Consider the following 21,825-nt stretch of genomic DNA (forward strand, 5'->3'; position numbering starts at 1 on the left):
TGCTTCACTGCTGGGCCCTCCACATCTCTTCGAGCATCGTGATCTGGTCCTGGTCGAGGTCGAGCAGGTCGAGGTCGGACGGGGTGTGCCCGGCGGTCGTCCCGCCGTCCGCCCAGGCGGCGAGCGCCTCCAGGGCGTTCAGCCAGCCGTCGGCGAGCGCGCGGACGGTGTCCTCGGACAGGGCCTCGCCGGCCCAGTGGAACCGCGCGGTCAGCTCCGGGCCCCCGGCGCCGTGCGCGACCTCCGCGACGACCTCCAGCGGATGGGAGAGCGGCATCGCCGGGTCCGGGCCCACGGCGAGGGCGTCGGACTCCTCGGCCGGACCCCAGTCGGAGGCGGTCCGGGCGGTCTGCCGGCCCAGGTAGTTCCACAGCACCTCCGGCCGCGGACCGTCCGCGAACCGGGCCGCCGCGGCGGCGTTCATGCGGCGCAGCAGGCCCGCGCCCACCCCGCCGTCGGGCACGCCCCGCAGCAGCTCCTTGACCTCCTTCAGGGCGCCGCCCGCGTCCTCGGTGCCCGCCAGGACGGCGGCCGGGTCGTAGCCGCGGGGGGCCAGCCGGAGCGGGTACACGGAGGTCAGCCAGCCCACCGTGCGGGTCAGGTCGGCCCCGGCCACGAGGTCCTGCTCGCGGCCGTGGCCCTCCAGGTCGACGGTGAACCCGGCGGCGGCGCCGGCCCGCCCGGAGCGGGCCGCCCGGTCGCCGACCGCGAGGGCGAACGCGGTGAGCAGCACGTCGTTCACGGTGCCGTGCACCGCCTGCGGGACCTGGGCCAGCAGCGGCGCCGTACGCTCCGCGGGCAGCCGCACCTGGAGCCACCGCGCGGTGGCCGCGGTGTCCCGCTCCGGGTCGAGCGCCCGGTCCGTCAGCACCCGTCCGCCGTCCGCCTGGGCCAGCCAGTGGTCCAGCTCCGCCAGCCGCCGCGCGGTGTGCGCCTCGGCGAGCAGTCCGGCCGTCCAGGTCCGCAGCGACGTCGGCACCGGATCGAGTTCCGGGGTGCGGCCCGCGGCCGCCGCCTCCCAGGCCGCTCTCAGGTCGGGCAGCAGGATCTGCCAGGACACCTCGTCGACCACCAGGTGGTGCGCCACCAGCAGCAGCCGGCCCGGCGCACCGGGCCCGGCGTCCAGGAACACCGCGCGTACGGTCGCCCCGGTGACCGGGTCGAGCGTGCCGGCCGCCCGGTCGGACTCCCGCGCCACCAGCTCGCGCAGCGCGGCGCCGTCCGCGCCCGTGGCGTCCACCGTGCGCAGCACCGTGTCGGCGGTGAGCGAGCCCGCCGGCCGCACCTCGGCGCTCCACAGGCCCGGCCGGGTCACGGTGAGCACCTGGCGCAGCCCGTCGTGCCGGTCCAGGACCGCCTGGAGCGCGGTCCGCAGCTCCGCCTCGCGGACGGACCCGGGCAGCCGCACCAGCCGCGCCTGGCAGAACCGGGCGAACGGGCCGCCCCGGGAGGCCAGCCAGTGCGCCGCGGGCGGCAGCACCAGCGGGCCGGTGGCCACGTCCGCGGGGCGTGGTGCGGCCTCCGCCTCGGGGGCGACGACCGCGGCGAGCGCGGCCGGGGTGGGGTGCTGGAACACCTGGCGGGCGGTGACCGTCAGCCCCTCCTTGCGGGCCAGGCTCACCAGCCGGATGGAGACGATGCTGTCGCCGCCCAGCTCGAAGAAGTTGTCCCCGGTGCCCACCGAGGGCACGTCGAGCACCTCGCCCATCAGCCGGGCGAGCACGTCGGCAGGGGACCCGGAGGCCGGCACGGCCCCGGTCGTGGTGGCCGCGGCCGGCACGGCCCCGGTCGTGGTGGCCGCGGCCGGAGCGGAGCGCCGCCCGGCGGCCGCGCCCTCCTCCGCCGGCCGTGGTGCGGGCAGGGCGCGGCGGTCCAGCTTGCCGTTGGCGGTCAGCGGCAGCGCGTCCAGGGCCAGGAACAGCACCGGGACCATGTACGCGGGCAGCCGCTCTGCCGCGTGGGCGCGCAGCGCCCCGGTGTCCAGGGTCGTTTCGGGCGCGGGCACCGTGTAGGCGACCAGCTGCTGCACTCCGGGGTGGTCCTCGCGTACGTGGGCGACGGCTTGTGCGACGTCGGGTGCCTGTGCGAGGACGGTTTCGATCTCGCCGAGTTCGATGCGTTGTCCGCGGAGTTTGATCTGGTGGTCGGTGCGGCCGAGGTAGGTGAGGGTGCCGTCGGGGTTGCGGCGGGCGAGGTCGCCGGTGCGGTACATGCGGGTGCCGGGGGTGCCGTGGGGGTTGGCGGTGAAGCGTTCGGCGGTGAGGGCGGGTTGGGTGAGGTAGCCGCGGGCGAGTTGGGTTCCGGCGAGGTAGAGCTCGCCGGGGGTGCCGATGGGGCAGGGGTTGAGGTGGTGGTCGAGGACGTGGGCCTGGGTGTTCCAGACGGGGGTGCCGATGGGGACGGTGGTTGCGGTGCCGGGTTCGCCGGGGGCGCGGGTGACGTCGACGGCGGCCTCGGTGGGGCCGTAGAGGTTTTCCAGCACGACGGGCCGGCCGGCCGCCGAGTCCCGGAACCGGGTCGCGAGGTCCGTGGTCAGGGCCTCCCCGCTGCACACCACCAGCCGCAGGCTGGGGCAGGTGGTCAGCTCCGTCTCGGTGAGGAAGGCGGCGAGCATGGAGGGGACGAAGTGGCAGACGGTGACGTTGTGTCGGCGGATGAGGGTGGCGAGGTGGTGGGGGTCTTTGTGGGTGTCGGGGGCGGCGATGACGAGGGGGGTGCCGGTGGCGAGGGGCCAGAAGAGTTCCCAGACGGAGACGTCGAAGGTGGTGGGGGTCTTGTGCAGGACGCGGTCGTGGGAGGTGAGGCGGTAGGTGTGCTGCATCCAGTGCAGGCGGTTGACGATGGCGGCGTGTTCGATCTGGACGCCCTTGGGGCGTCCGGTGGAGCCGGAGGTGAACAGGACGTAGGCGGGGTGGGAGGGCAGGAGAGGGGTGGTGCGGTCGGTGTCGGTGACGGGGTGGGCGGGCAGTTGTGCCAGTTCGGCGGTCACCTCCGCCGAGTCCAGCAGGATCGTTTCGTCCGGGAGGATTCCCGGCGCCGCGGCGAGGGTGGCCCGGTCGGTGAGCACACACCGGGGTGTGGCGGTGGTGGTCATGTGGGTGAGGCGGTCGGTGGGGAGGGTGGGGTCGAGGGGGAGGTAGGCGGCGCCTGCGCGGACGACGGCGTGCAGGGCGACGAGGAGGTCCGGGGAGCGGGGGAGGGCGACGGCGACGACGGTCTCGGGGCCGGCGCCGCGGTGGATGAGGAGGCGGGCGAGGCGGTTGACGCGGTCTTCGAAGGCGCCGCGGGTGAGGTGTTCGCCCTGGAAGACGAGTGCGGTGCCGTGTGGGTCGTGGGCGCCGTCGGTGACGAGGGCGGCGAGGGTGTCCGGGCCGTCCAGGGGGTGGTCGGTGTCGTTCCACACCCGCAGCACCCGGTCCCGCTCACCGGCGTCCATCACGTCGATCGCCGACAGCGGCAGCGCCGGGTCCTCGGCGACCGCGTCCAGCAGCCGCACCAGCCGCCCGGCCAGACGCTCCGCGCCCGCCCGCTCGAACAGGTCCGTCGCGTAGCGGACGCCGCAGTCGAGCCGGCCGTCGGCGGCGGACCCGCCGAAGGCGAACTCCAGGTCGAACTTGGACCCGCCCGTCTCCACGGTCAGTTCCTCGGCCGGCACCCCGAACAGCTCCGACACCTCGGTGGTCACCGAGTGGTACGTCACCATCGCCTGGAACAGCGGGTTGCGCGCGTCCGTACGGGTCTGCCCGACCGCCTCCGCCACGCTCTCCAGCGGCAGATCGCCGTGCGAGAACGCGGCCAGCCCCACGTCCCTGACCCGGCCGACCAGCTCCGTGAAGCCCGGGTCGCCGGACAGGTCGGCCCGGAGCACCAGCGTGTTGAGGAAGAAGCCGACCAGCCGGTCCACCTGCTCGTCCTCCCGCCCGGAGACGGGGGTGCCGAGGGGGATGTCGTCCCCGGCGCCGAGCCGGTGCAACAGGGCCGCGACCGCCGCGTGCACCACCATGAACAGGGTCGCCCCGTTCTCCCGGGCGATCCGGGCCAGCCCGGCAGCGGTCCGCGGCGACACCTCGAACAGCACCACGTCCCCCCGGTGGGTGGGGACGGCGGGGCGGGGCCGGTCGGTGGGCAGGGGCAGTTCCTCCGGCAGTCCGGTGAGGGTCTCGCGCCAGTGGCCGGCCTGGCGGGCGGCCAGGGAGCCGGGGTCGGCCGGGTCGCCGAGCAGGTCGCGCTGCCAGAGCGCGAAGTCGGCGTACTGCACGGGTGGTTCGGGCAGGTGGGGGTCGCGGCCGTCGAGCCGGGCGCGGTAGGCGGTGTCGAGGTCGGCCAGCAGCGGGCCGGTGGACCACTCGTCGGTGGCGATGTGGTGCAGCAGCAGCACCAGTACGTGGTCGTCCTCGGCCGCGCTCAACAGTGCTGCCCGGAAGGGCAGTTCGACGGCCAGGTCGAAGACGTGCCGGCTCTCGGCCGCCGCCCGGGAAGCCAGTTGGCCGGCCGGGACCCGCCGCACGGTGAACGGCACGGCGGCCTCGCCGGGTGCGAGGACGTGCTGCCAGGGCTCGCCGTCGGCCTCGGTGAACACCGTCCGCAGCGCCTCGTGGCGGGCCACCACGTCGGCCAGCGCCGCGCGCAGCGCCTCCGCGTCCACCGCCCCGCGCAGCCGCACCGCGACCGGCACGTTGTACGAGGTCCCCGGCCCCTGCACGCGGTCGATCAGCCACAGCCTGCGCTGGGCGTAGGACAGCGGCAGCAGGGCGGGGCGTTCCGGCGCCCGCCGCAGCGCGGGCCGGCCCGAGGCGGACCGCTCCGCGAGCCGCGCCGCGAGCGCCGCCGCCGTACGCGCCTCGAACAGGTCGCGCACCGTGCACTCGGCGTCCAGGGCCGCCCGCAGCCGGCTCACCGCCCGCACGGCCAGCAGCGAGTGGCCGCCCAGCGCGAAGAAGTCGTCGTCCACGCCGACCGGCGTCCGCTCCAGCACCGCGGCGAAGACCCCCGCGACGACCTCCTCCCGGGCGTTGCGCGGCGCCCGCGACACCACCGCCTCCGTCGGCCGTGGTGCGGGCAGGGCGCGGCGGTCCAGCTTGCCGTTGGCGGACAGCGGCAGCTCCGCCAGGGTCACGAAGGCGGCGGGCACCATGTACTCCGGCAGCCGCTCTGCCGCGTGGGCGCGCAGCACGGCCGGATCGGCTCCGGCGCCGGCCACCGGGACGACGTACGCCACCAGCTGCTGCACTCCGGGGTGGTCCTCGCGTACGTGGGCGACGGCTTGTGCGACGTCGGGTGCCTGTGCGAGGACGGTTTCGATCTCGCCGAGTTCGATGCGTTGTCCGCGGAGTTTGATCTGGTGGTCGGTGCGGCCGAGGTAGGTGAGGGTGCCGTCGGGGTTGCGGCGGGCGAGGTCGCCGGTGCGGTACATGCGGGTGCCGGGGGTGCCGTGGGGGTTGGCGGTGAAGCGTTCGGCGGTGAGGGCGGGTTGGGTGAGGTAGCCGCGGGCGAGTTGGGTTCCGGCGAGGTAGAGCTCGCCGGGGGTGCCGATGGGGCAGGGGTTGAGGTGGTGGTCGAGGACGTGGGCCTGGGTGTTCCAGACGGGGGTGCCGATGGGGACGGTGGTTGCGGTGCCGGGTTCGCCGGGGGCGCGGGTGACGTCGACGGCGGCCTCGGTGGGGCCGTAGAGGTTCTCCAACGCGATCCGGCGGTCGCCCGCGGAGGCGTGGAACCGCGCTGCCAGAGACGCCGGGAGCGCCTCCCCGCTGCACACCACCAAGCGCAGGCTCGGGCAGTCCGCCAGCTCGACGCCGCTGTCCGCGAGGAAGGCGGCGAGCATGGAGGGGACGAAGTGGCAGACGGTGACGTTGTGTCGGCGGATGAGGGTGGCGAGGTGGTGGGGGTCTTTGTGGGTGTCGGGGGCGGCGATGACGAGGGGGGTGCCGGTGGCGAGGGGCCAGAAGAGTTCCCAGACGGAGACGTCGAAGGTGGTGGGGGTCTTGTGCAGGACGCGGTCGTGGGGGGTGAGGCGGTAGGTGTGCTGCATCCAGTGCAGGCGGTTGACGATGGCGGCGTGTTCGATCTGGACGCCCTTGGGGCGTCCGGTGGAGCCGGAGGTGAACAGGACGTAGGCGGGGTGGGAGGGCAGGAGAGGGGTGGTGCGGTCGGTGTCGGTGACGAGGTGGGCGGGCAGTTGTGCCAGTTCGGCGGTCACCTCCGCCGAGTCCAGCAGGATCCGTGCCTCGTCGCCGGCCGTGCCGGTGCCCAGCCGCGCCGCCGAAGCGCTGTCCGTCAGGACGGTGACCGGTGTGGCGGTGGTGGTCATGTGGGTGAGGCGGTCGGTGGGGAGGGTGGGGTCGAGGGGGAGGTAGGCGGCGCCTGCGCGGACGACGGCGTGCAGGGCGACGAGGAGGTCCGGGGAGCGGGGGAGGGCGACGGCGACGACGGTCTCGGGGCCGGCGCCGCGGTGGATGAGGAGGCGGGCGAGGCGGTTGACGCGGTCTTCGAAGGCGCTGCGGGTGAGGTGTTCGCCCTGGAAGACGAGTGCGGTGCCGTGTGGGTCGTGGGCGCCGTCGGTGACGAGGGCGGCGAGGGTGTCCGGGCCGTCCAGGGGGTGGTCGGTGTCGTTCCACACCCGCAGCACCCGGTCCCGCTCACCCGGCTCCAGCAGGTCCAGTTCCGCCAGCGGTGTGCCGGGCTGCGCCACCGCCCGGGTCAGCAACCGGACCAGACGGGTCATCAGACGCTCTGCGCCCGCCCGCTCGAACAGGTCCGTCGCGTAGCGGATGCCGCAGGTCAGCACCGGGCCGTCGGCCCCGGCCACCCGGCGGAACAGGATCTCCAGGTCGAACTTGGCCGCACCCGTGCGGACCGGGTGCTCCGCGGCGTCCGTGCCCAGCAGACGGCTGAGGTCGGGGCCGCCGCCCTCGTACGCCACCATCGTCTGGAACAGCGGGTGCCGGGCCAGTGTCCGGTGCGGGTCCACGGCCTCGACGACCGCGTCGAACGGCAGGTCGGCGTGGTCGAGGACGGCCGGATGGGCGGCGCTCACCCGCCGCAGCAGCTCGTCGAAGCTCGGCTCGCCGGACAGGTCGGTGCGCAGCACGAGGGTGTTGACGAAGAAGCCGACGACGTCGTCGAGCGCGGTGTCGGAGCGCCCGGCGACCGGGGTGCCGAGGGGGATGTCGTCGCCCGCGCCGAGGCGGTGCAGCAGGGCGGCGACCGCCGCGTGCACCGCGTTGAACACCGTCGCCCCGGACTCCGCGGCGAGCCGCTCCAGCCCGGACAGCACCTCGCCGGGCAGCTCCACCGTCAGCGTCTCCCCCCGGTGGGTGGGGACGGCGGGGCGGGGCCGGTCGGTGGGCAGGGGCAGTTCCTCCGGCAGTCCGGTGAGGGTCTCGCGCCAGTGGCCGGCCTGGCGGGCGGCCAGGGAGCCGGGGTCGGCCGGGTCGCCGAGCAGGTCGCGCTGCCAGAGCGCGAAGTCGGCGTACTGCACGGGTGGTTCGGGCAGGTGGGGGTCGCGGCCGTCGAGCCGGGCGCGGTAGGCGGTGTCGAGGTCGGCCAGCAGCGGGCCGGTGGACCACTCGTCGGTGGCGATGTGGTGCAGCAGCAGCACCAGTACGTGGTCGTCCTCGGCCGCGCTCAACAGCGCCGCCCGGAAAGGCAGTTCGACGGCCAGGTCGAAGACGCCGCCCGCGGCCTCCTCCACCTCACGCTCCAGGTCCGACGCCGGGACCCGCCGCACGGTGAACGGCACGGCGGCCTCGCCGGGAGCGAGGACGCGCTGCCAGGGCTCGCCGTCGGCCTCGGTGAACACCGTCCGCAGCGCCTCGTGGCGGGCCACCACGTCGGCCAGCGCCGCGCGCAGCGCCTCCGCATCCACCGCCCCGCGCAGCCGCACCGCGACCGGCACGGTGTAGGTGCTGCTGGGGCCCTCCACCCGGTGCAGGAACCACAGCCGGCGCTGGGCGTGCGACACCGGCACCAGCGCGGGCCGGACCCCCGCGCGGGTGAGCGTGGGACGCACCGGAGCGGAGCGCTCCGCCAGCCGGGCGGCGAGCGCCGCGACCGTGCGGGTCTCGAAGACGTCCCGCACCGAGCAGGCGGCACCGAGGCCGCGCGTCCGGGCGACGACCTTCGTGGCCAGCAGGGAGTGCCCGCCGAGAGCGAAGAAGTCGTCCTCCGCGCCGACCCCGTTCAGCCCCAGGACGTCGGCGAAGACCGCGGCCAGCCGCTCCTCCGCCGCGCCGCGCGGCGCCCGGGACGGCTCGTCGGCGGTGCGGGCGGGCGCGGGCAGCGCGGCCCGGTCCAGCTTGCCGTTCATGTTCGTCGGCAGCACGTCCAGCACCACGACCGCGGCCGGGACCAGGTACTCCGGCAGCTCACCGGCGAGGTCGCGGCGTACCGCGGCGGGGTCGGCCGTCCCGGTGACGTAGGCCACCAGGCGGGGCGCGCCCGGGGTGTCCTCGCGCACCACCACGGCCGCCGCGCCCACGTCCGCGCGGGCCGTCAACGCCGCCTCGACCTCGCCGGGCTCGATCCGGAAGCCGCGCAGCTTGACCTGGTCGTCGGCCCGGCCCAGGAACTCCAGCAGGCCGTCCTGCCGCCACCGGGCGAGGTCGCCGGTCCGGTACATGCGGCTGCCGGGGGCGCCCTGCGGGTCGGCGACGAACCGCTCGGCGGTCAGCGCGTGGCGGCCCAGATAGCCGCGGGCGCTCTGCACGCCGGACAGGTACAGCTCCCCGGGCACCCCCGGCGGCACCGGACGCAGCCGGGCGTCCAGGACATGGGCGCGGGTGTTGTCCAGCGGGCGCCCGACGACCGGGACGGCGGCGTCCGACACCCGCGCCACCAGCGCGTCCACGGTGAACTCGGTCGGCCCGTAGTAGTTCACCGTCTCCACGTCCGGCACGGCGCGCAGCCGCGTCCACAGGTCCTGGCCGACGGCCTCGCCGCCGAGCAGGAACAGCGGCGGACGCCACGCGCCGTCCAGCAGCCCGGCGTCCAGCAGCTGCCGGGCGTAGGACGGCGTCACGTCGAGAGCGTCCACGCGGTGGGCGCGCACGTACGCCACCACCGCGTCCGCGTCGCGGCGGCCGTACTCGTCGAGGAGGTGCAGTTCGTGGCCGGCGACCAGCCACAGCAGCTGCTCCCAGGAGGAGTCGAACGCGAACGACGCCGTGTGCAGGGCCCGTACCCGGCGGCCGAGGCGTTCGGCGAGAGGCCGGTACAGCTCGCGCTCGTGGTCGCGGCAGAGGTTCGTCAGGCCGGCGTGGTGCAGGCCCACGCCCTTGGGGCGGCCGGTGGAGCCGGAGGTGTAGACGACGTACGCCAGGTGGTCCGGCCCGGCGCGGCGGGGCTCGGGCAGCTCCCCGGCCGCGGCGAGGCGCGCGGCGAACGCGGGCTCGTCCAGCACCAGCCGGGCGGCGCCGGGCAGTTCGGGCACCGATCCGGTGGCCGTGCCCGCGGTGAGCACGCACACCGGGGACGCGTCCCGCAGCATGAACTCCAGCCGGTGCGCGGGGTGGTCCAGGTCCAGCGGAAGGTAGGCGCCGCCCGCCCGGAGCACGGCGAACGCGGCGACCACCGAGTCCGCCGACCGGGGCAGGCCGAGCGCGACCACGCTGTCCGGGCCGACGCCCTCGGCGGCCAGCACCCGGGCCAGCCGGTCGACCCGCCCGGCCAGGGCGGCGAAGGTCAGCCGGTCCTCGCCGCAGACCACGGCCGTGGCGTCCGGGGTGCGGGCCGCCCGCCGGGCGAGCAGCGCGCTCACGTCGTCCGCCGGGACCGGGCGGCGCGTGTCGTTCCACGCGGCGAGGCGGTCCCGGTCGGCGTCGTCGAGCAGTTCGTACCCGGACAGCGGGCGGGACGGGTCCGCCACCGCCTGGGCGAGCAGGGCGAGCAGACGGTCCGTCAGCCGCTCTGCCGTGGACCGCTCGAACAGGTCCGCGCAGTAGAACAGCTCCAGGTCCAGCTCGTCGCGGTGCGCGGTGTCGGAGAAGGTGAAGTCGAGGTCGAACTTGGTGGTGCCCGGGTCGATGCGGTCCACCCGGGTGTCCCGGCCGAACAGACGGCGCACGTCGCTTGTGACGGTGCTGTGCGACACCATCGTCTGGAACAGCGGGTGGCGGCCCACGGTCCGGTGCGGGTTGACGGCCTCGACGACCGCGTCGAACGGCAGGTCGGCGTGGTCGAGGGCGGCGAGGTCGGTGGCGGCGACCCGCCGCAGCAGCTCGTCGAAGCCCGGGTCGCCGGACAGGTCGGTGCGCAGCACGAGGGTGTTGACGAAGAAGCCGACGACGTCGTCGAGCGCGGTGTCGGAGCGCCCGGCGACCGGGGTGCCGAGGGGGATGTCGTCGCCCGCGCCGAGGCGGTGCAGCAGGGCGGCGACCGCCGCGTGCACCACCATGAACACACTGGTGCCGCTCTCCCGGGCCAGCCGGCGCACTCCGGCGGCCAGCGGGGCCGGCAGCTCCCGGTGCACCATGCCGCCCGCACCGGACGGGACGGCCGGCCGTGCCCGGTCGGCGGGCAGCGGCAGCTCCCCGGGCAGGCCGGCCAGCGCGTCCCGCCAGTACTCCTGCTGGCGGGCCGTCAGTGATTCGGGGCCGGCGTCGTCGAGCAGGGCGCGCTGCCACAGTGCGAAGTCCGCGTACTGCACGGGCAGTTCCGCGAACCCCGGCGCCTGGCCGGCCGTGCGGGCCGTGTACGCCTGCTCCAGGTCCCGCAGGAAGGGGCCCATCGACCACTCGTCGCTCGCGATGTGGTGCAGCAGCACCACCAGCGCCTGGGCGCCGGTGGCGGCGTCGCGCAGCAGGGTCACCCGGATCGGCGGCTCGGCCGCCAGGTCGAAGAGGTGGCCGAGGGTGCGCTCGCCCTCCGCCGTGAAGCGCTCCCGGGGCGCCTCCACGGTCCGCAGGCGCACATCGGCCTCCGCGGGCGCCAGCACCCGCTGGTACGGCTCTCCGTCCGCCTCGGCGTACACCGTGCGCAGCGCCTCGTGCCGGGCCACCACGTCGCCCAGGGCCGCGTCGAGCGCGGCGGCGTCCAGCGGCTCGGCGAAGCGGGCCGTGAACGGGATGTTGTAGGTGGCGCTCGGGCCCTCCATCTGGTGCAGGAACCACAGCCGTCGCTGGGCGTGCGACAGCGGCAGCGGCTCCGGGCGGGCGGCGGCCGCCAGCCGTGGCCGTGTGCCGGCGCCGCGTCCGGCGAGCCGTTCGGCGAGCGCCGAGGCGGTCCGCGCCTCGAACACGTCGCGGATGCCGCACTCCGCGCCCAGCGCCCGGCGCACCCGGGCGATCACCCGGGCGGCGAGCAGCGAGTGCCCGCCGAGGGAGAAGAAGTCGTCGTCGGGCCCGACGGAGGGCAGGCCCAGCACGTCGGCGAGGATCCCGGTGAGGATCTCCTCGCGGGCGCCGCGCGGGGCGCGGGCGCCGGCCGTGGTCAGCCCGGACAGGTCGGGTGCGGGCAGCGCCCGCCGGTCGACCTTGCCGTTGGCGGTCAGCGGGAAGGCGTCGAGCACCACCACCGCGGACGGCACCATGTACTCCGGCAGCCGCTCGGCGGCCAGGGCCCGCAGGGCGGCCGGGTCGGGTGCGGGGCCGTCCCCGGCGGGGGTGACGTAGCCGACCAGGTGCTGCGAGCCGGGCGTGTCCTCCCGGACCGCCACCACCGCGCGGCCGACCGGCTCCGCGGCCCCCAGCACTTGCTCGATCTCGCCCGGCTCGATCCGGAAGCCGCGCACCTTGACCTGGTCGTCGGCCCGGCCGAGGAACTCGATCCGGCCGTCGGCGTGCCGGCGCACCAGGTCGCCGGTGCGGTACATGCGGCTGCCGTCGGGACCGTAGGGGTCGGCGACGAACCGCTCCGCGGTCAGCCCGTGGCGGCCCAGGTAGCCGCGCGCGAGCTGCGCCCCGGCCAGGTACAGCTCGCCCGGCCGTCCCACGGGGGTGCGGCGCAGCGCGCCGTCCAGGACGTGGGCGCGGGTGTTCCAGAACGGGGTGCCGATGTCGGGTGTGCCGGTGTGGCCGGACTCCAGCCGGGAGGACGTCGCCCACACGGTGGCCTCGGTGGGCCCGTACACGTTGGTGACCCGGCGGGCGGTGCGGGCCAGGCGCTCGGCGAGCGCGGCGGGCACCGCCTCACCGCCGACCAGCACCGAGGTGCCGGTGAGCGCGGCGGGGCGGCCGTCCTCCAGCAGGGCGTGCCACAGCGAGGGCGTGGCCTGCATGACGGCCGGCCGGTGGGCGTCCACCAGCGCGGCGAGCGCGGCCGGGTCGCGCACGGTGTCGCGGTCGGCGAGGACCACGGTCGCACCGCTGACCAGCGGCACCCACAGCTCCAGCGCGGCGATGTCGAAGGAGATCGTGGTGACCGCCACCAGGGTGTCGCCGGGGGCGAGGGCCAGTTCGTCGGCCTGCATCCGCAGGAAGTTGGCGAGCGCCGAGTGCGGCACCACCACGCCCTTGGGGCGGCCGGTGGAGCCCGAGGTGTGGATCACGTAGGCGGGGTGGGCGCCGTCCAGCGGGGCACGCAGCTCGTCCCCGGCGACCGGGCCGCAGGGCAGCGCGGCGAGGGCGGCCAGGGTGTCCGGCGCGTCCAGCACGAGGGGGTCGCTGCCCGGCACGTCGGGCGCGGCGGGCGCCGCGGCGAGCGAGGTGAGCACACAGGCCGGGCGGGCGTCGCGGACCATGAACTCCAGCCGGTCGGCCGGGTAGTCCAGGTCCAGCGGCAGATAGGCGCCGCCCGCCTTCAGCACGGCGAGCAGGGCGACCAGCAGGTCGTCGGTGCGGGGCAGCGCGATGCCCACATACGTCTCGGGCCCCACGCCCCGGCCGATCAGCAGCCGGGCCAGGCGGCAGGCCCGTTCGTCGAGTTCGGCGTAGCGGACCTCGCGTCCGGCGGCGATGAGCGCGGTGCGTCCGGGGTGGGCGGCGGCCTGCTCGGCGAAGGCGTCGGCGACCGTGCCGGGCGCGAGCGCACGGGTGGTGGCCTCGGCGTCGCGCAGCAGGGCGCGCCGGGCGGCGGCGTCGACCAGCTCGGGCCCGCCGACCGGCGTGTCCGGGCCGCTGGTGGCGGCCTCGGTGAGGAAGCGGTTGAACTCGGCGCACCGCGCGGCGAGCGTGTCGGCGTCGTAGGCGCGCGGGTTGGCGTCCAGCTCGAAGCGGATGTGGCCGTCGGCGGCGTCGTAGTACAGCTGGAGCGTCAGGTCGTCGACGGGGCCCGCGGCGAGGTTGCGGGTGGTGCCGGGGCTGCCCGCGAAGTCCAGGGCGTAGTCGAACGCCTTGATGTTCACCATCGGGCCCGCGAGGCCCTGTCCGCGGTCCACCGCCTGGAGGTCGCGGCGGATGTCCTCCGCGCGGTAGCGGTGGTGGGTGCGCAGCTCGCGCACCCGGCCCGCCACGTCGGCGGTCAGGTCCGCCAGGGTGCGGTCCGGGCGGACCGGGACCCGCAGCGGCAGCACGTTCACCACCATCGCCGGCACCCACAGCGCCGCGGAGCCCAGGCGGGACATCGCCGGCATGGACAGCAGCACGTCGCGGGAGCCGGTGGAGCGGTGCAGGAACGCGGCCCAGGCCGCCGTGACCGCGTCGGCCCAGCTGGCGTGCGCGGCCCGTCCGACGGCGTGCAGCCCGGCCGTCGCCTCGGGGGTGAGGACGGCGCCGTCGCGCAGGAAGGTGTGGGAGGCGGGGTGCACGGCGCCGGCCAGCGGTTCCGGGCCGGGCCGGCCGGCGAGCAGGTTCAGCCAGTACTCCCGGTCGAGGGAGCGCCGTTCGGAGTTCCGGTAGGCCTCCTCCTCGGCGATCACGTCGGCCAGCGTGCCGAACGGCGACGGCTCGGGCTCCGTGCCCGCGGCCAGCGCGGTGTACACCCGGGCGACGCGGCGGGCGATCAGCGAGAACGCGTAGGCGTCCAGCGCGATGTGGTGGGCGCGCTGGTACCACAGGGACCGGTTCGGGCCCACCAGGTGCAGCGCGTACGTGAACAGCGGCTCGGTGGCGGGGTCGGCGGGCCGGTCCATGTCGGCGCGCATCAGCTCCAGCGCCGCCGCGTCCGGGTCGGCCGCCTCGCGGTGGTCGACGACCTGGAACCCGGTGCCCGCCGCGGCGTCGGGGTGCGGGGAGAGCACCTGCCAGGGCTCGCCCGCCTCGTCCTCCTCGAACCGCACCGTCAGCGCCTCGCACTCGCCGACGGTCCGCAGCACGGCCTGCTCGAGGAGCGCGGCGTCCAAGGGGCCGTTGATCTCGACGTACTGGCCGACGTTGTAGACCGGGGAGTCGGGGGCCAGCCGCTGGCCGTACCAGACACCGGTCTGGGCCCCGGTGAGGGGGAGTCGCCGCTGGGCACGCTCGGACATGGATCTCGCTCCAGATGGGGGCGCGGTGCGGCCGGGAGACCGGCCGCGGGAGGAACAGGGGGAAGAAGAGGGAGGAAAGGGGTGAAGGGAGAGGGAGGGGGAGGGGGAGAAGGGAGGGGGAAGAGGGGAAGAGGGGAGAAGGGGAGAAGGGGCAGGGAGGGGCAGGGAGGGGCAGGGAGGGCAGGAGGGAACGGCGAGGGGGCCGGACGGGGCGGCGGGCCGGGGAGGCGCGCGGCGCCGTCGGGGCGGGCCGCGTTGCCGGCGGTCCGGCTCGTGCGGCCGGGCGGTTCAGCCGGTGCCGGCCGGCACGTCCCGTCCGGGGCCGGGTTTCGCCGACGGGCCGGGGGCTTCGCGGTCGGTGTCCTCGGCGGCGCCGTGGGCGCCGTGGGCCTCGCGGACCCCATGGGCGCCGTCGTGCCCGTCCGGCCCTCGCGGGGTGTCCGGGCCGGTCGGGGTCTCGGGGCCGGGCGGGCCGTCGGCGTCGGCGTCGTCCTCGGCGTCCCGCGGGAGAGCGGCGTTGCGCAGGCCCGGCACCAGGACCGCGACCAGGGCCGCCGCCGCGGCGCACACCACGCCGTTGACCACGGCCGCGCCGGCCGGGTTGAACCAGCGTGCCACCAGGGCGACTTCCACGTCGCCCAGCACGTTGCCGGTGGTGCCCTGGGCGGTGATGACGCTGACCACGCGGCCGCGCAGCCGGTCCGGAGTGTTGTGCTGGACGAGGGCGTACTCCAGGATCTCGTACACCGTGCCGGCCGCGCCGCCGACCGCCAGCATCAGCACCGCCACCCAGACCTGCCCGCTGAGGCCGAAGCCGACGGTCGCCAGGCCGCCGGTGAAGCCGGCCGTCAGGAGCAGCCGGCCGGGCCGCGCGGCCCGGGTGATCCAGCCGCTGGTCGAGGAGACGATCACGGCGCCCACCGCCGGAGCGGTGTACAGCAGGCCGAGGACGACCTCGCTGCCGCCGAAACGGGTGGCGACCAGCTCCGGGAAGAGCACCGTCGGCAGGCTGAACAGGACGGTCACCCCGCCCAGTCCGAGCAGCGCGCCGACGACCGGGTTGCGCAGCGCGAACCTGAAGGCCACCAGCGGGGAGCCGTTGTCCGGGCCGTGCCCGCCGTGGCCGCTCCGGTCCTCGTGCCCGTGCTCGCCGTGCCCGTGCTCGCCGTGCCCGGTCTCGTACCCGGTCTCGGACGCGGCCGGCGGCAGCGGCCGGACGCGCAGGATGAGCAGGGTGGTCACCCCCGTGGTGAGGGCGGTGAAGGCGAACACCGGGCCGGGGCCGGACGCGGCGAGCAGCACGCCTCCGAGCAGCGGGGCGGAGATCGAACCGATCTCGCCGGTGAGGGAGATCAGCGCGCCGGCCGCCGGCAGCTGGTCCGGCCGCACCAGGGTGGGCGCCACCGCCATCAGGGCGGTGACGCTCACCCCGGTGGCCAGCCCGTCCACCGCGACGCACGCGTAGACGGCCCCGAGGCTCGGCTCCGCGGCGAAGGCGTTGACCGCGAGCCCGGCGAAGGCGAGGGCCGCGGTCGCGCGGGCGCCGACGATCAGCCGCCGCCGGTCCGTGCGGTCCGCCATCCATCCGCCCCACAGCGACCCCAGCAGCACCGTGACACTCATGATCATGCTGGCGACGGCGACGCTGAACGTCGACTCCGTCAGGTCGTACACCTGCGCGGACAGTGCCACGGTCGCCATGCCGAGGCCGAACAGCGACACCACGCGGGCCAGGAAGATGGCCCGGAAGTCCCTGCTGGTGCGCAGGGGTTCGATGTCGATGAGAAGGTCACGCGTCCGCACGGGGCGCTCCGGCCGGGTTGAGCAGCACGACCCACTCCTGGAGCGTCGGACGCTGCGCCAGTTCGGCGAACCCGGCCTCCGCCGCCCCGGCCGCGCGCCACCCCTCCACGAGGGTCATCATCCGGATCGAGTCCAGCCCCAGGTCGAACACGTTCTCGTCGGCCGCGACGTCCTCGGCGTCGGTGTACAGCAGCGCGGCGACGTCCTGGCGCAGCCGCTCCAGGGTGAGGGGCCGCGTTCCGGGGGTGTCGGTCATGGTGTGCGTCGTCTCCTGATCGGGAGGTCGAGGGGGCTCGATGATGCGGCTAAGGTGAGTTAGGTAAGGCTTACCTAACAATCTATTCTTGGTGGGGTCAAGTCGGATCGTCCGGGCCGCCGTTCCCGGCGGACCTTCGCCGACTCCCCCCCCCCCCCCCCCCCCCCCCCCCCCCCCCCGAGTGAGAGGCCGATGACCACGGTGACCCCCCGTTCCGGACTCCGTCCCGCGCCCGCCGCCCCCGCCCGTTCGCACGCCGTGGTCGTGCGGGCCGCAGGGCCCGGTGACGTGCCGGCGCTGCACCGCCTCTCCAGCGCCTTCGCCCGCAGCGGGGAACTGCGGGCGCGCTCCCTGGAGCAGTACGCCCGCGACGCCGGGGACTTCCTGGTCGCGGAGTCGACGGCGGGTGCCGTCGAGGGCTGTGTGGGGCTCCGCTGTCATCCGCGGTCCGCCGGTCCGGGCCGGGCACGGGACGCGGTCGTCTTCAACTTCTGCGTCTCGGCGGCCAGCCAGGGCCGGGGGGTCGGTACCGCGCTGCTCGGCGCGCTGCTCGACGAGGCGGCCGCCCGCGCGGTGGGGACGGTGTTCACCGCGACCAGCGGCGGGGCGGCGCTGTTCCTCCGCCACGGGTTCACCGTGGTCGAGGGCGCAGCCGCCACCTGGCCGGCCGCGCTGGACCCCCGGGAGGGGTCCCGGGTGCTGCGGCTGGCGCTCTGACGCGCGGCGGCCCGGGGGTCCCGACCCGTCGGGCCGCCGGACCCCCGGGCCGCGGAGCGCCGGGCCGTCGGGTCAGGACCGGGCGACCAGGCTCGCGGGGCGCATGTCGGTCCAGTGCTCCTCCACATAGGCGAGGCAGCTCTGGCGGGAGTCCTCGCCGTGCACCACCCGCCAGCCGGCGGGGACTTCGGCGAAGGCGGGCCACAGCGAGTGCTGGTTCTCCTCGTTCACGAGCACCAGGTAGCGGGCGTCGTCGTCCTCGAAGGGGTTGGTGGCAGCCATGTCCGGTCTCCCTGTCTGTGGGTGGTGAAGCGGGTCTGATCGGTTCGCGGGGTCGGTTCGCGGGGTCGGTTCGCGGGGTCGGCCTGCGGAGCGGGCCGGTGGAGCGGGCCGGTGGAGCGGGCCGGTGGAGCGGGCCGGTGGAGCGGGTCTGTGGGGTGGGTCTGTGGGGTGGAGGTGTGCCGGGCGGGCGGGGCGTGCCGCCTCCGGCCCGCCGGGACGGCGGCCGGATGCGGCCCGGCCGGGCGGGGTGCGGTGCCCTCCGGCGCTGTCAGGCTGCCGGTACGGCGACGTCGCCGGTCCCGGCCGGTGCGGTGCGCTCGGTGCGGTCCAGCAGCAGCGCGTCGCGCAGTTCGCCGGCCCGTACGGCGAGGGTGGACAGCAGGGACGAGGTGATGCCGTGCGAGTGCTCGGTGACGGCGCCCTGCACATAGATGCCGGCACGGATCCGCGAGGTGGTGGCGACCCGGTGGTCGCGGCCGACGCGCAGCCGTCCCCGGCCGTCCGTCAGGCACTCCTCGGCCAGCGGGCCGAGCAGGTCGCGCGGGTCGGTGGGCCGGTAGCCGGTGGCGAGCACCACCGCGTCGCAGTCGAGCGGGTACGTCTCGCCGGTGATGAGCGGACGGAGCACGGCCCGTACGCCGTCCGCCCGCTCCTCGACCGCCGTGAGCGCCGTGGTGTTGAGGATCCGCAGCCGCTCGGTGCCGGCCACCTTCTCCCGGTAGACGGTCCGGTACAGCTGGTCGATCAGATCGCCGTCCACGACCGAGTAGTTGGTGTTGGCGTGGTAGTCCAGCAGCGACTGCTTGACCTCGTCGGGAGCGGCGTAGAAGTCGTCCACCGCGGCCGGGTCGAAGATGCGGTTGGCGAACGGGCTGTCGTCGGCGGGGCTGTAGCCGTACCGGCTGAACACGGCGCAGACCTCGGCGTCGGGGAACTCCCGGTACAGGAAGTCCGCGATCTCCGCGGCGGACTGGCCGGCCCCGACCACGGCGAACCGGCGGTGCGGGCGGTGCGTCAGGGATCCGGCACGGAACAGCAGGTCCCGGCTGTGCCACACCCGCGGGCCGGTGCAGACGCCCTCCGGGGTGCGCGGGGTCAGCCCGGTGCCCACGGCGACGTTGTGCGCGCGCAGCACCGACTCCTCGCCGGGGGCACCCTCGGCGGGCCGGGTGAGCACCTCCAGCGTGGTGACCGGGCCGCCGGTCCCGGCCGGCCGGACGGCGTGCGCCTGCCGGCCGTAGTGCACCTGGTCCGCGACCATGCCGGCGCACCAGCGGAGGTAGTCGTGGAACTCGATGCGGGTCGGGAAGAACGACTTCTGGTTGATGAAGTCCGCGAGGCGGCCCCGCTCGTGCAGATAGCGCAGGAAGGTGAAGCGGCTGCCCGGGTCGCGCAGGGTGGCCAGGTCCTTCAGGAACGACACCTGCATGGTCGCCCCGGCCAGCAGCATGCCCCGGTGCCAGCCGAACTCCCGTTGCCGTTCCACGAACGCCGTCCGCAGCGCACGGTCCCCGCCGCGGTGTGCGTTGTGCTCGTCGACCGCCAGGGCCAGCGCGAGGTGGGCCGGGCCGAAGCCGATGCCGACGAGGTCGTCGGCCGCTCCGTCGGCGTACCGCCCCGCGCCTGCGTGTCCTGCTGACATGCTCGTCCTTTGTTCGGTTCCCGTCGGAGCCGGGGGTGTGGCCGGCCGCCGCCGGGACGGTCGGGCCCGGGCGTGCACCGCACGAGATCAATGCTTAGGTAAGGCTTGCCTAAGATTGCTCATGGGTGGGTGGGTGTCAAGTCGGGCCGTCCCGGGCCGCGGCGGCGCCGGGAGCGTGGCGCCCCGTCAAGTGCCCTGCGCCCAGGCCCGGGAGGGCTCCGGCGGGCGGCGCCTCCGGCCGCGACCGGGGCGGGTCCGGGGCGGGTCCGGGGGGTCCGGCGGGTCCGGGGCTCCGGGGGCGGACGGCCGTGGAGCGGTGGCGGGCGGCACGGGCGGCACGGGCGGGACAGGCGGCACGGGCGGGACAGGCGGCACGGGCGGGGCCGTGCGGGCGGCCGGGGGGACGGTGCCGGATCAGGCGGCGGGTCCGGCCGCGGAGGCGGAGCCGGATCCGGCGGCCTGTCCGGCGGCGGGCCGGGCCGCGGCGCGGACCGGGTCCGGCGTCACCGTCGTACCGCCCCCGCCGCCGGAGAAGGCGCTCAGCAGCGCGTGCGGCACCCGTCCGTCGACCACCTGCGCGGTGCGCACCCCGTGGCGCACGGCCCGCAGGCAGCCCTCCATCTTCGGTGCCATGCCGTCCGTCAGCCCCGGCATCAGCGCCTCCAGTTCGGACGCGGTCAGCCGCTCGACGACGTCGGTGCCGGCCGGCCAGTCGGCGTACAGTCCGGCCACGTCGGTGAGCACGACCAGCCGCTCGGCACCCAGCGCTCCGGCCAGGGCGGCGGCCGCCAGGTCCGCGTTGACGTTGAACACCTCCCCGCCGGCGCCCCGGGCGAGCGGCGACACCACCGGGATGCGTCCCCGTTCCAGCAGTGCGCCCACGGTCTCCGGGTCGACCTGGACGACGTCGCCCACCAGGCCGATGTCCACCGGCTCGCCGCCCACCCAGGCCGGGCGGCGTACGGCGGTGAGCGTGTGCGCGTCCTCCCCCGTCATCCCCACGGCGAACGGGCCGTGTTCGTTGACCAGTCCGACGATCTCCCGCTGGACCCGGCCGGCCAGCACCATCCGCACCACGTCCAGCACGTCCGGGGTGGTCACCCGGAGCCCGGCGGTGAACCGGACCTCCAGGCCCAGCCGAGAGAGCAGCGAGCTGATCTGGGGTCCGCCGCCGTGCACCACCACGGGACGGACGCCCGCCTCGCGCAGTGCGACCACGTCCCGGGCGAAGGCCCGCTTCAGCTCCTCGCCCGCCATGGCGTTCCCGCCGAACTTCACCACGACGGTGCTGCCGTGGAAGCGCCGCAGCCAGGGCGCCGCGGCGGGCGGGGCGGCGTCCGCGATTCCGGCCGGACCGTCCTGAGGGGTGCCGGGGGCGGGCGCGGCCGGGGGCGCCGCCGGGGAGGAACCCGGTGCGGCGGGGGTCGGGGTCATCTCGTGGTCCATCCCTTCGCCGGACCACCTGGCGGGGTCCGTGCGGTCGTCCTGAACGTGCGGGAGGCGCGCCCGCGCGGTGCTGCGGGGCGGGCCGGTGAGGCGCTCGGCGCGAGCGGGCGAGCGGGCCGGGGGAGTGGGCGGGCAGGCGGGCGGCCGTGACGGGACTCAGGGGTGCCGGGCCGGGCGTCGTCGCACGCCGCACCGCGGCGGGTGCCGGGACGGCACTCGCGCGTCATCGTGCGGCCCGCGGGTTGCGCGCCGCGGGCCGGGAGGTGCCGTCGGCGTGGCGTGCGGGGTGCCGGACCGTGCCTCCCGGCGGCCGCGGCCGGCCCCGCCCGGGCGGCGGACGGCCCCGCTCCCGCACCGCACCTGCACCACCCCGCCCGCGCCGCCTGTCCGCCCGCCTACTCCGCGCCGCTCTCCAGGCGCGCGCGGACGTGGGCGCCCGGGGTGCGGCCGAAGTGCTTGCGGAAGGCGAGGATGAAGCCGTTCGCGCTCACGAACCCCACCCGTGCCGCCACGGCGCCCACCGGGAGCCCTTCGGCCAGCAGATCGAGGGAACGGTTGAGCCGCACCCGGGTGCGCCACTCCGAGAACGCCAGCCCGGTCTCCGTGCGGAACGCGCGGCGCAGGCTGGTCGAGCTGGTGTACAGCTCCTGCGCCCACTCGGTCGCGGTCCGCGGGTCGGCCGGGTCGCGCAGCAGCTCCCCGGCCACCGCGCGGGCCGCCCGCCCGGTCGGCCGGGGTACCGGCAGACGCCGCTCCCGGCCCCCGGTCAGCTCGGCGAAGACCGTGGCGTCGCAGGGGCTCGTGCGGTCGCTGCGCACCCGTGCGAGCAGCAGCCGTCGCCGCGCCTCCCCGACCGGGACGACCGTGGCCCGCCCGTACGGCAGGTCGTGACGCTCCCCGTCGAAGGACTCGCTGATCACCAGCGAGTCCGCGTCGAAGCGCGCACTGTGCGGCACGCCCGCGGGCACCCACAGGGCCACCGCGTCCGACAGGACGTGGTCCGTGCCGGAGGCTGTGACGACGATGCGCCCCAGCGGCGCGTACAGCAGCTGGTGGAAGTCGTGCACATGGACGGGGTGCCCCTGCGCCGCGACGAAGGCGGCGTCCTCCGGACCTTCCGGGCCGGCGGGCTCCGGGCCGACGGGCTCCGGATCAGCGGGCTCCGCATCAGCGTGCGCCGGATCGGCAGGCTCCGGATCGACGGATCCCGCTCGTGCCACCGGTGTCGCACCGTGCATCACGATCCCCCTCCACAGGGACAAAGAGGTGCCGGCCGGACAGGCCGGCCTCTGAATTCGACGTCAGGGCCTCTGCGTTGGATTGCGTCCAAGCAAGGTAAGG

The 21,825-nt window shown here is 76.0% G+C and carries 8 protein-coding genes; 1 reads left to right on the forward strand and 7 read right to left on the reverse strand.

The features are described from left to right. Positions 1-4: 4 nt before the first annotated feature. From AC5K6T_RS09455 to AC5K6T_RS09465, 3 genes are all read right to left on the reverse strand, one after another. Positions 5-14,338 carry an amino acid adenylation domain-containing protein gene (locus AC5K6T_RS09455; protein WP_493207516.1) on the reverse strand — a complete coding sequence of 4,778 codons (14,334 nt, stop codon included), beginning with the start codon at positions 14,336-14,338 and terminating at the stop codon, positions 5-7. Between the two features lie 288 nt (positions 14,339-14,626). Further along, entirely contained in the window at positions 14,627-16,141 is a 1,515-nt protein-coding gene (locus AC5K6T_RS09460) for an MFS transporter (RefSeq protein ID WP_493207518.1), read from the reverse strand. Next, positions 16,128-16,397 carry a phosphopantetheine-binding protein gene (locus AC5K6T_RS09465; protein ID WP_493207520.1) on the reverse strand — a complete coding sequence of 90 codons (270 nt, stop codon included), beginning with the start codon at positions 16,395-16,397 and terminating at the stop codon, positions 16,128-16,130. The genes AC5K6T_RS09460 and AC5K6T_RS09465 overlap by 14 nt, the downstream gene beginning before the upstream one ends. A gap of 192 nt (positions 16,398-16,589) precedes the next feature. Here AC5K6T_RS09465 and AC5K6T_RS09470 point away from each other — a divergent pair, with 192 nt between their 5' ends. Continuing rightward, positions 16,590-17,114, forward strand: a complete 525-nt coding sequence (locus tag AC5K6T_RS09470; protein ID WP_493207522.1) for a GNAT family N-acetyltransferase — start codon at positions 16,590-16,592, stop codon at positions 17,112-17,114. 72 nt (positions 17,115-17,186) lie between these two features. Here the strand turns inward: AC5K6T_RS09470 and AC5K6T_RS09475 are convergent, their stop codons facing one another. The 4 genes from AC5K6T_RS09475 to AC5K6T_RS09490 all read right to left on the reverse strand — a co-directional run bounded on the left by AC5K6T_RS09475 (position 17,187) and on the right by AC5K6T_RS09490 (position 21,704). After that, positions 17,187-17,396: an MbtH family protein gene (locus AC5K6T_RS09475; protein WP_493207524.1), complete on the reverse strand. Its 210-nt coding sequence runs from the start codon at positions 17,394-17,396 to the stop codon at positions 17,187-17,189. Positions 17,397-17,664: 268 nt separating this feature from the next. Next, positions 17,665-19,038 carry a lysine N(6)-hydroxylase/L-ornithine N(5)-oxygenase family protein gene (locus AC5K6T_RS09480; protein ID WP_493207526.1) on the reverse strand — a complete coding sequence of 458 codons (1,374 nt, stop codon included), beginning with the start codon at positions 19,036-19,038 and terminating at the stop codon, positions 17,665-17,667. A gap of 414 nt (positions 19,039-19,452) precedes the next feature. Next, the gene (argB, locus tag AC5K6T_RS09485; protein WP_493207528.1) at positions 19,453-20,472 is read right to left on the reverse strand and encodes an acetylglutamate kinase; all 1,020 of its coding nucleotides are present in this window, start codon (positions 20,470-20,472) and stop codon (positions 19,453-19,455) included. A 407-nt stretch (positions 20,473-20,879) separates the two neighbouring features. Beyond that, on the reverse strand, positions 20,880-21,704 hold the full coding sequence (locus AC5K6T_RS09490) for a helix-turn-helix transcriptional regulator (RefSeq protein WP_493207530.1): 825 nt from the start codon (positions 21,702-21,704) through the stop codon (positions 20,880-20,882). Positions 21,705-21,825: the final 121 nt, after the last annotated feature.

This window comes from Streptomyces sp. B8-7, from assembly GCF_058833805.1.

Coding starts and splice junctions, on each gene's coding strand:
- AC5K6T_RS09475 (WP_493207524.1), bottom strand. CDS start 17,396: ATGGCTGCCACCAACCCCTTCGAGGACGACGACGCCCGCTACCTGGTG.
- AC5K6T_RS09465 (WP_493207520.1), bottom strand. CDS start 16,397: ATGACCGACACCCCCGGAACGCGGCCCCTCACCCTGGAGCGGCTGCGC.
- argB (WP_493207528.1), bottom strand. CDS start 20,472: ATGACCCCGACCCCCGCCGCACCGGGTTCCTCCCCGGCGGCGCCCCCG.
- AC5K6T_RS09470 (WP_493207522.1), top strand. CDS start 16,590: ATGACCACGGTGACCCCCCGTTCCGGACTCCGTCCCGCGCCCGCCGCC.
- AC5K6T_RS09480 (WP_493207526.1), bottom strand. CDS start 19,038: ATGTCAGCAGGACACGCAGGCGCGGGGCGGTACGCCGACGGAGCGGCC.
- AC5K6T_RS09455 (WP_493207516.1), bottom strand. CDS start 14,338: ATGTCCGAGCGTGCCCAGCGGCGACTCCCCCTCACCGGGGCCCAGACC.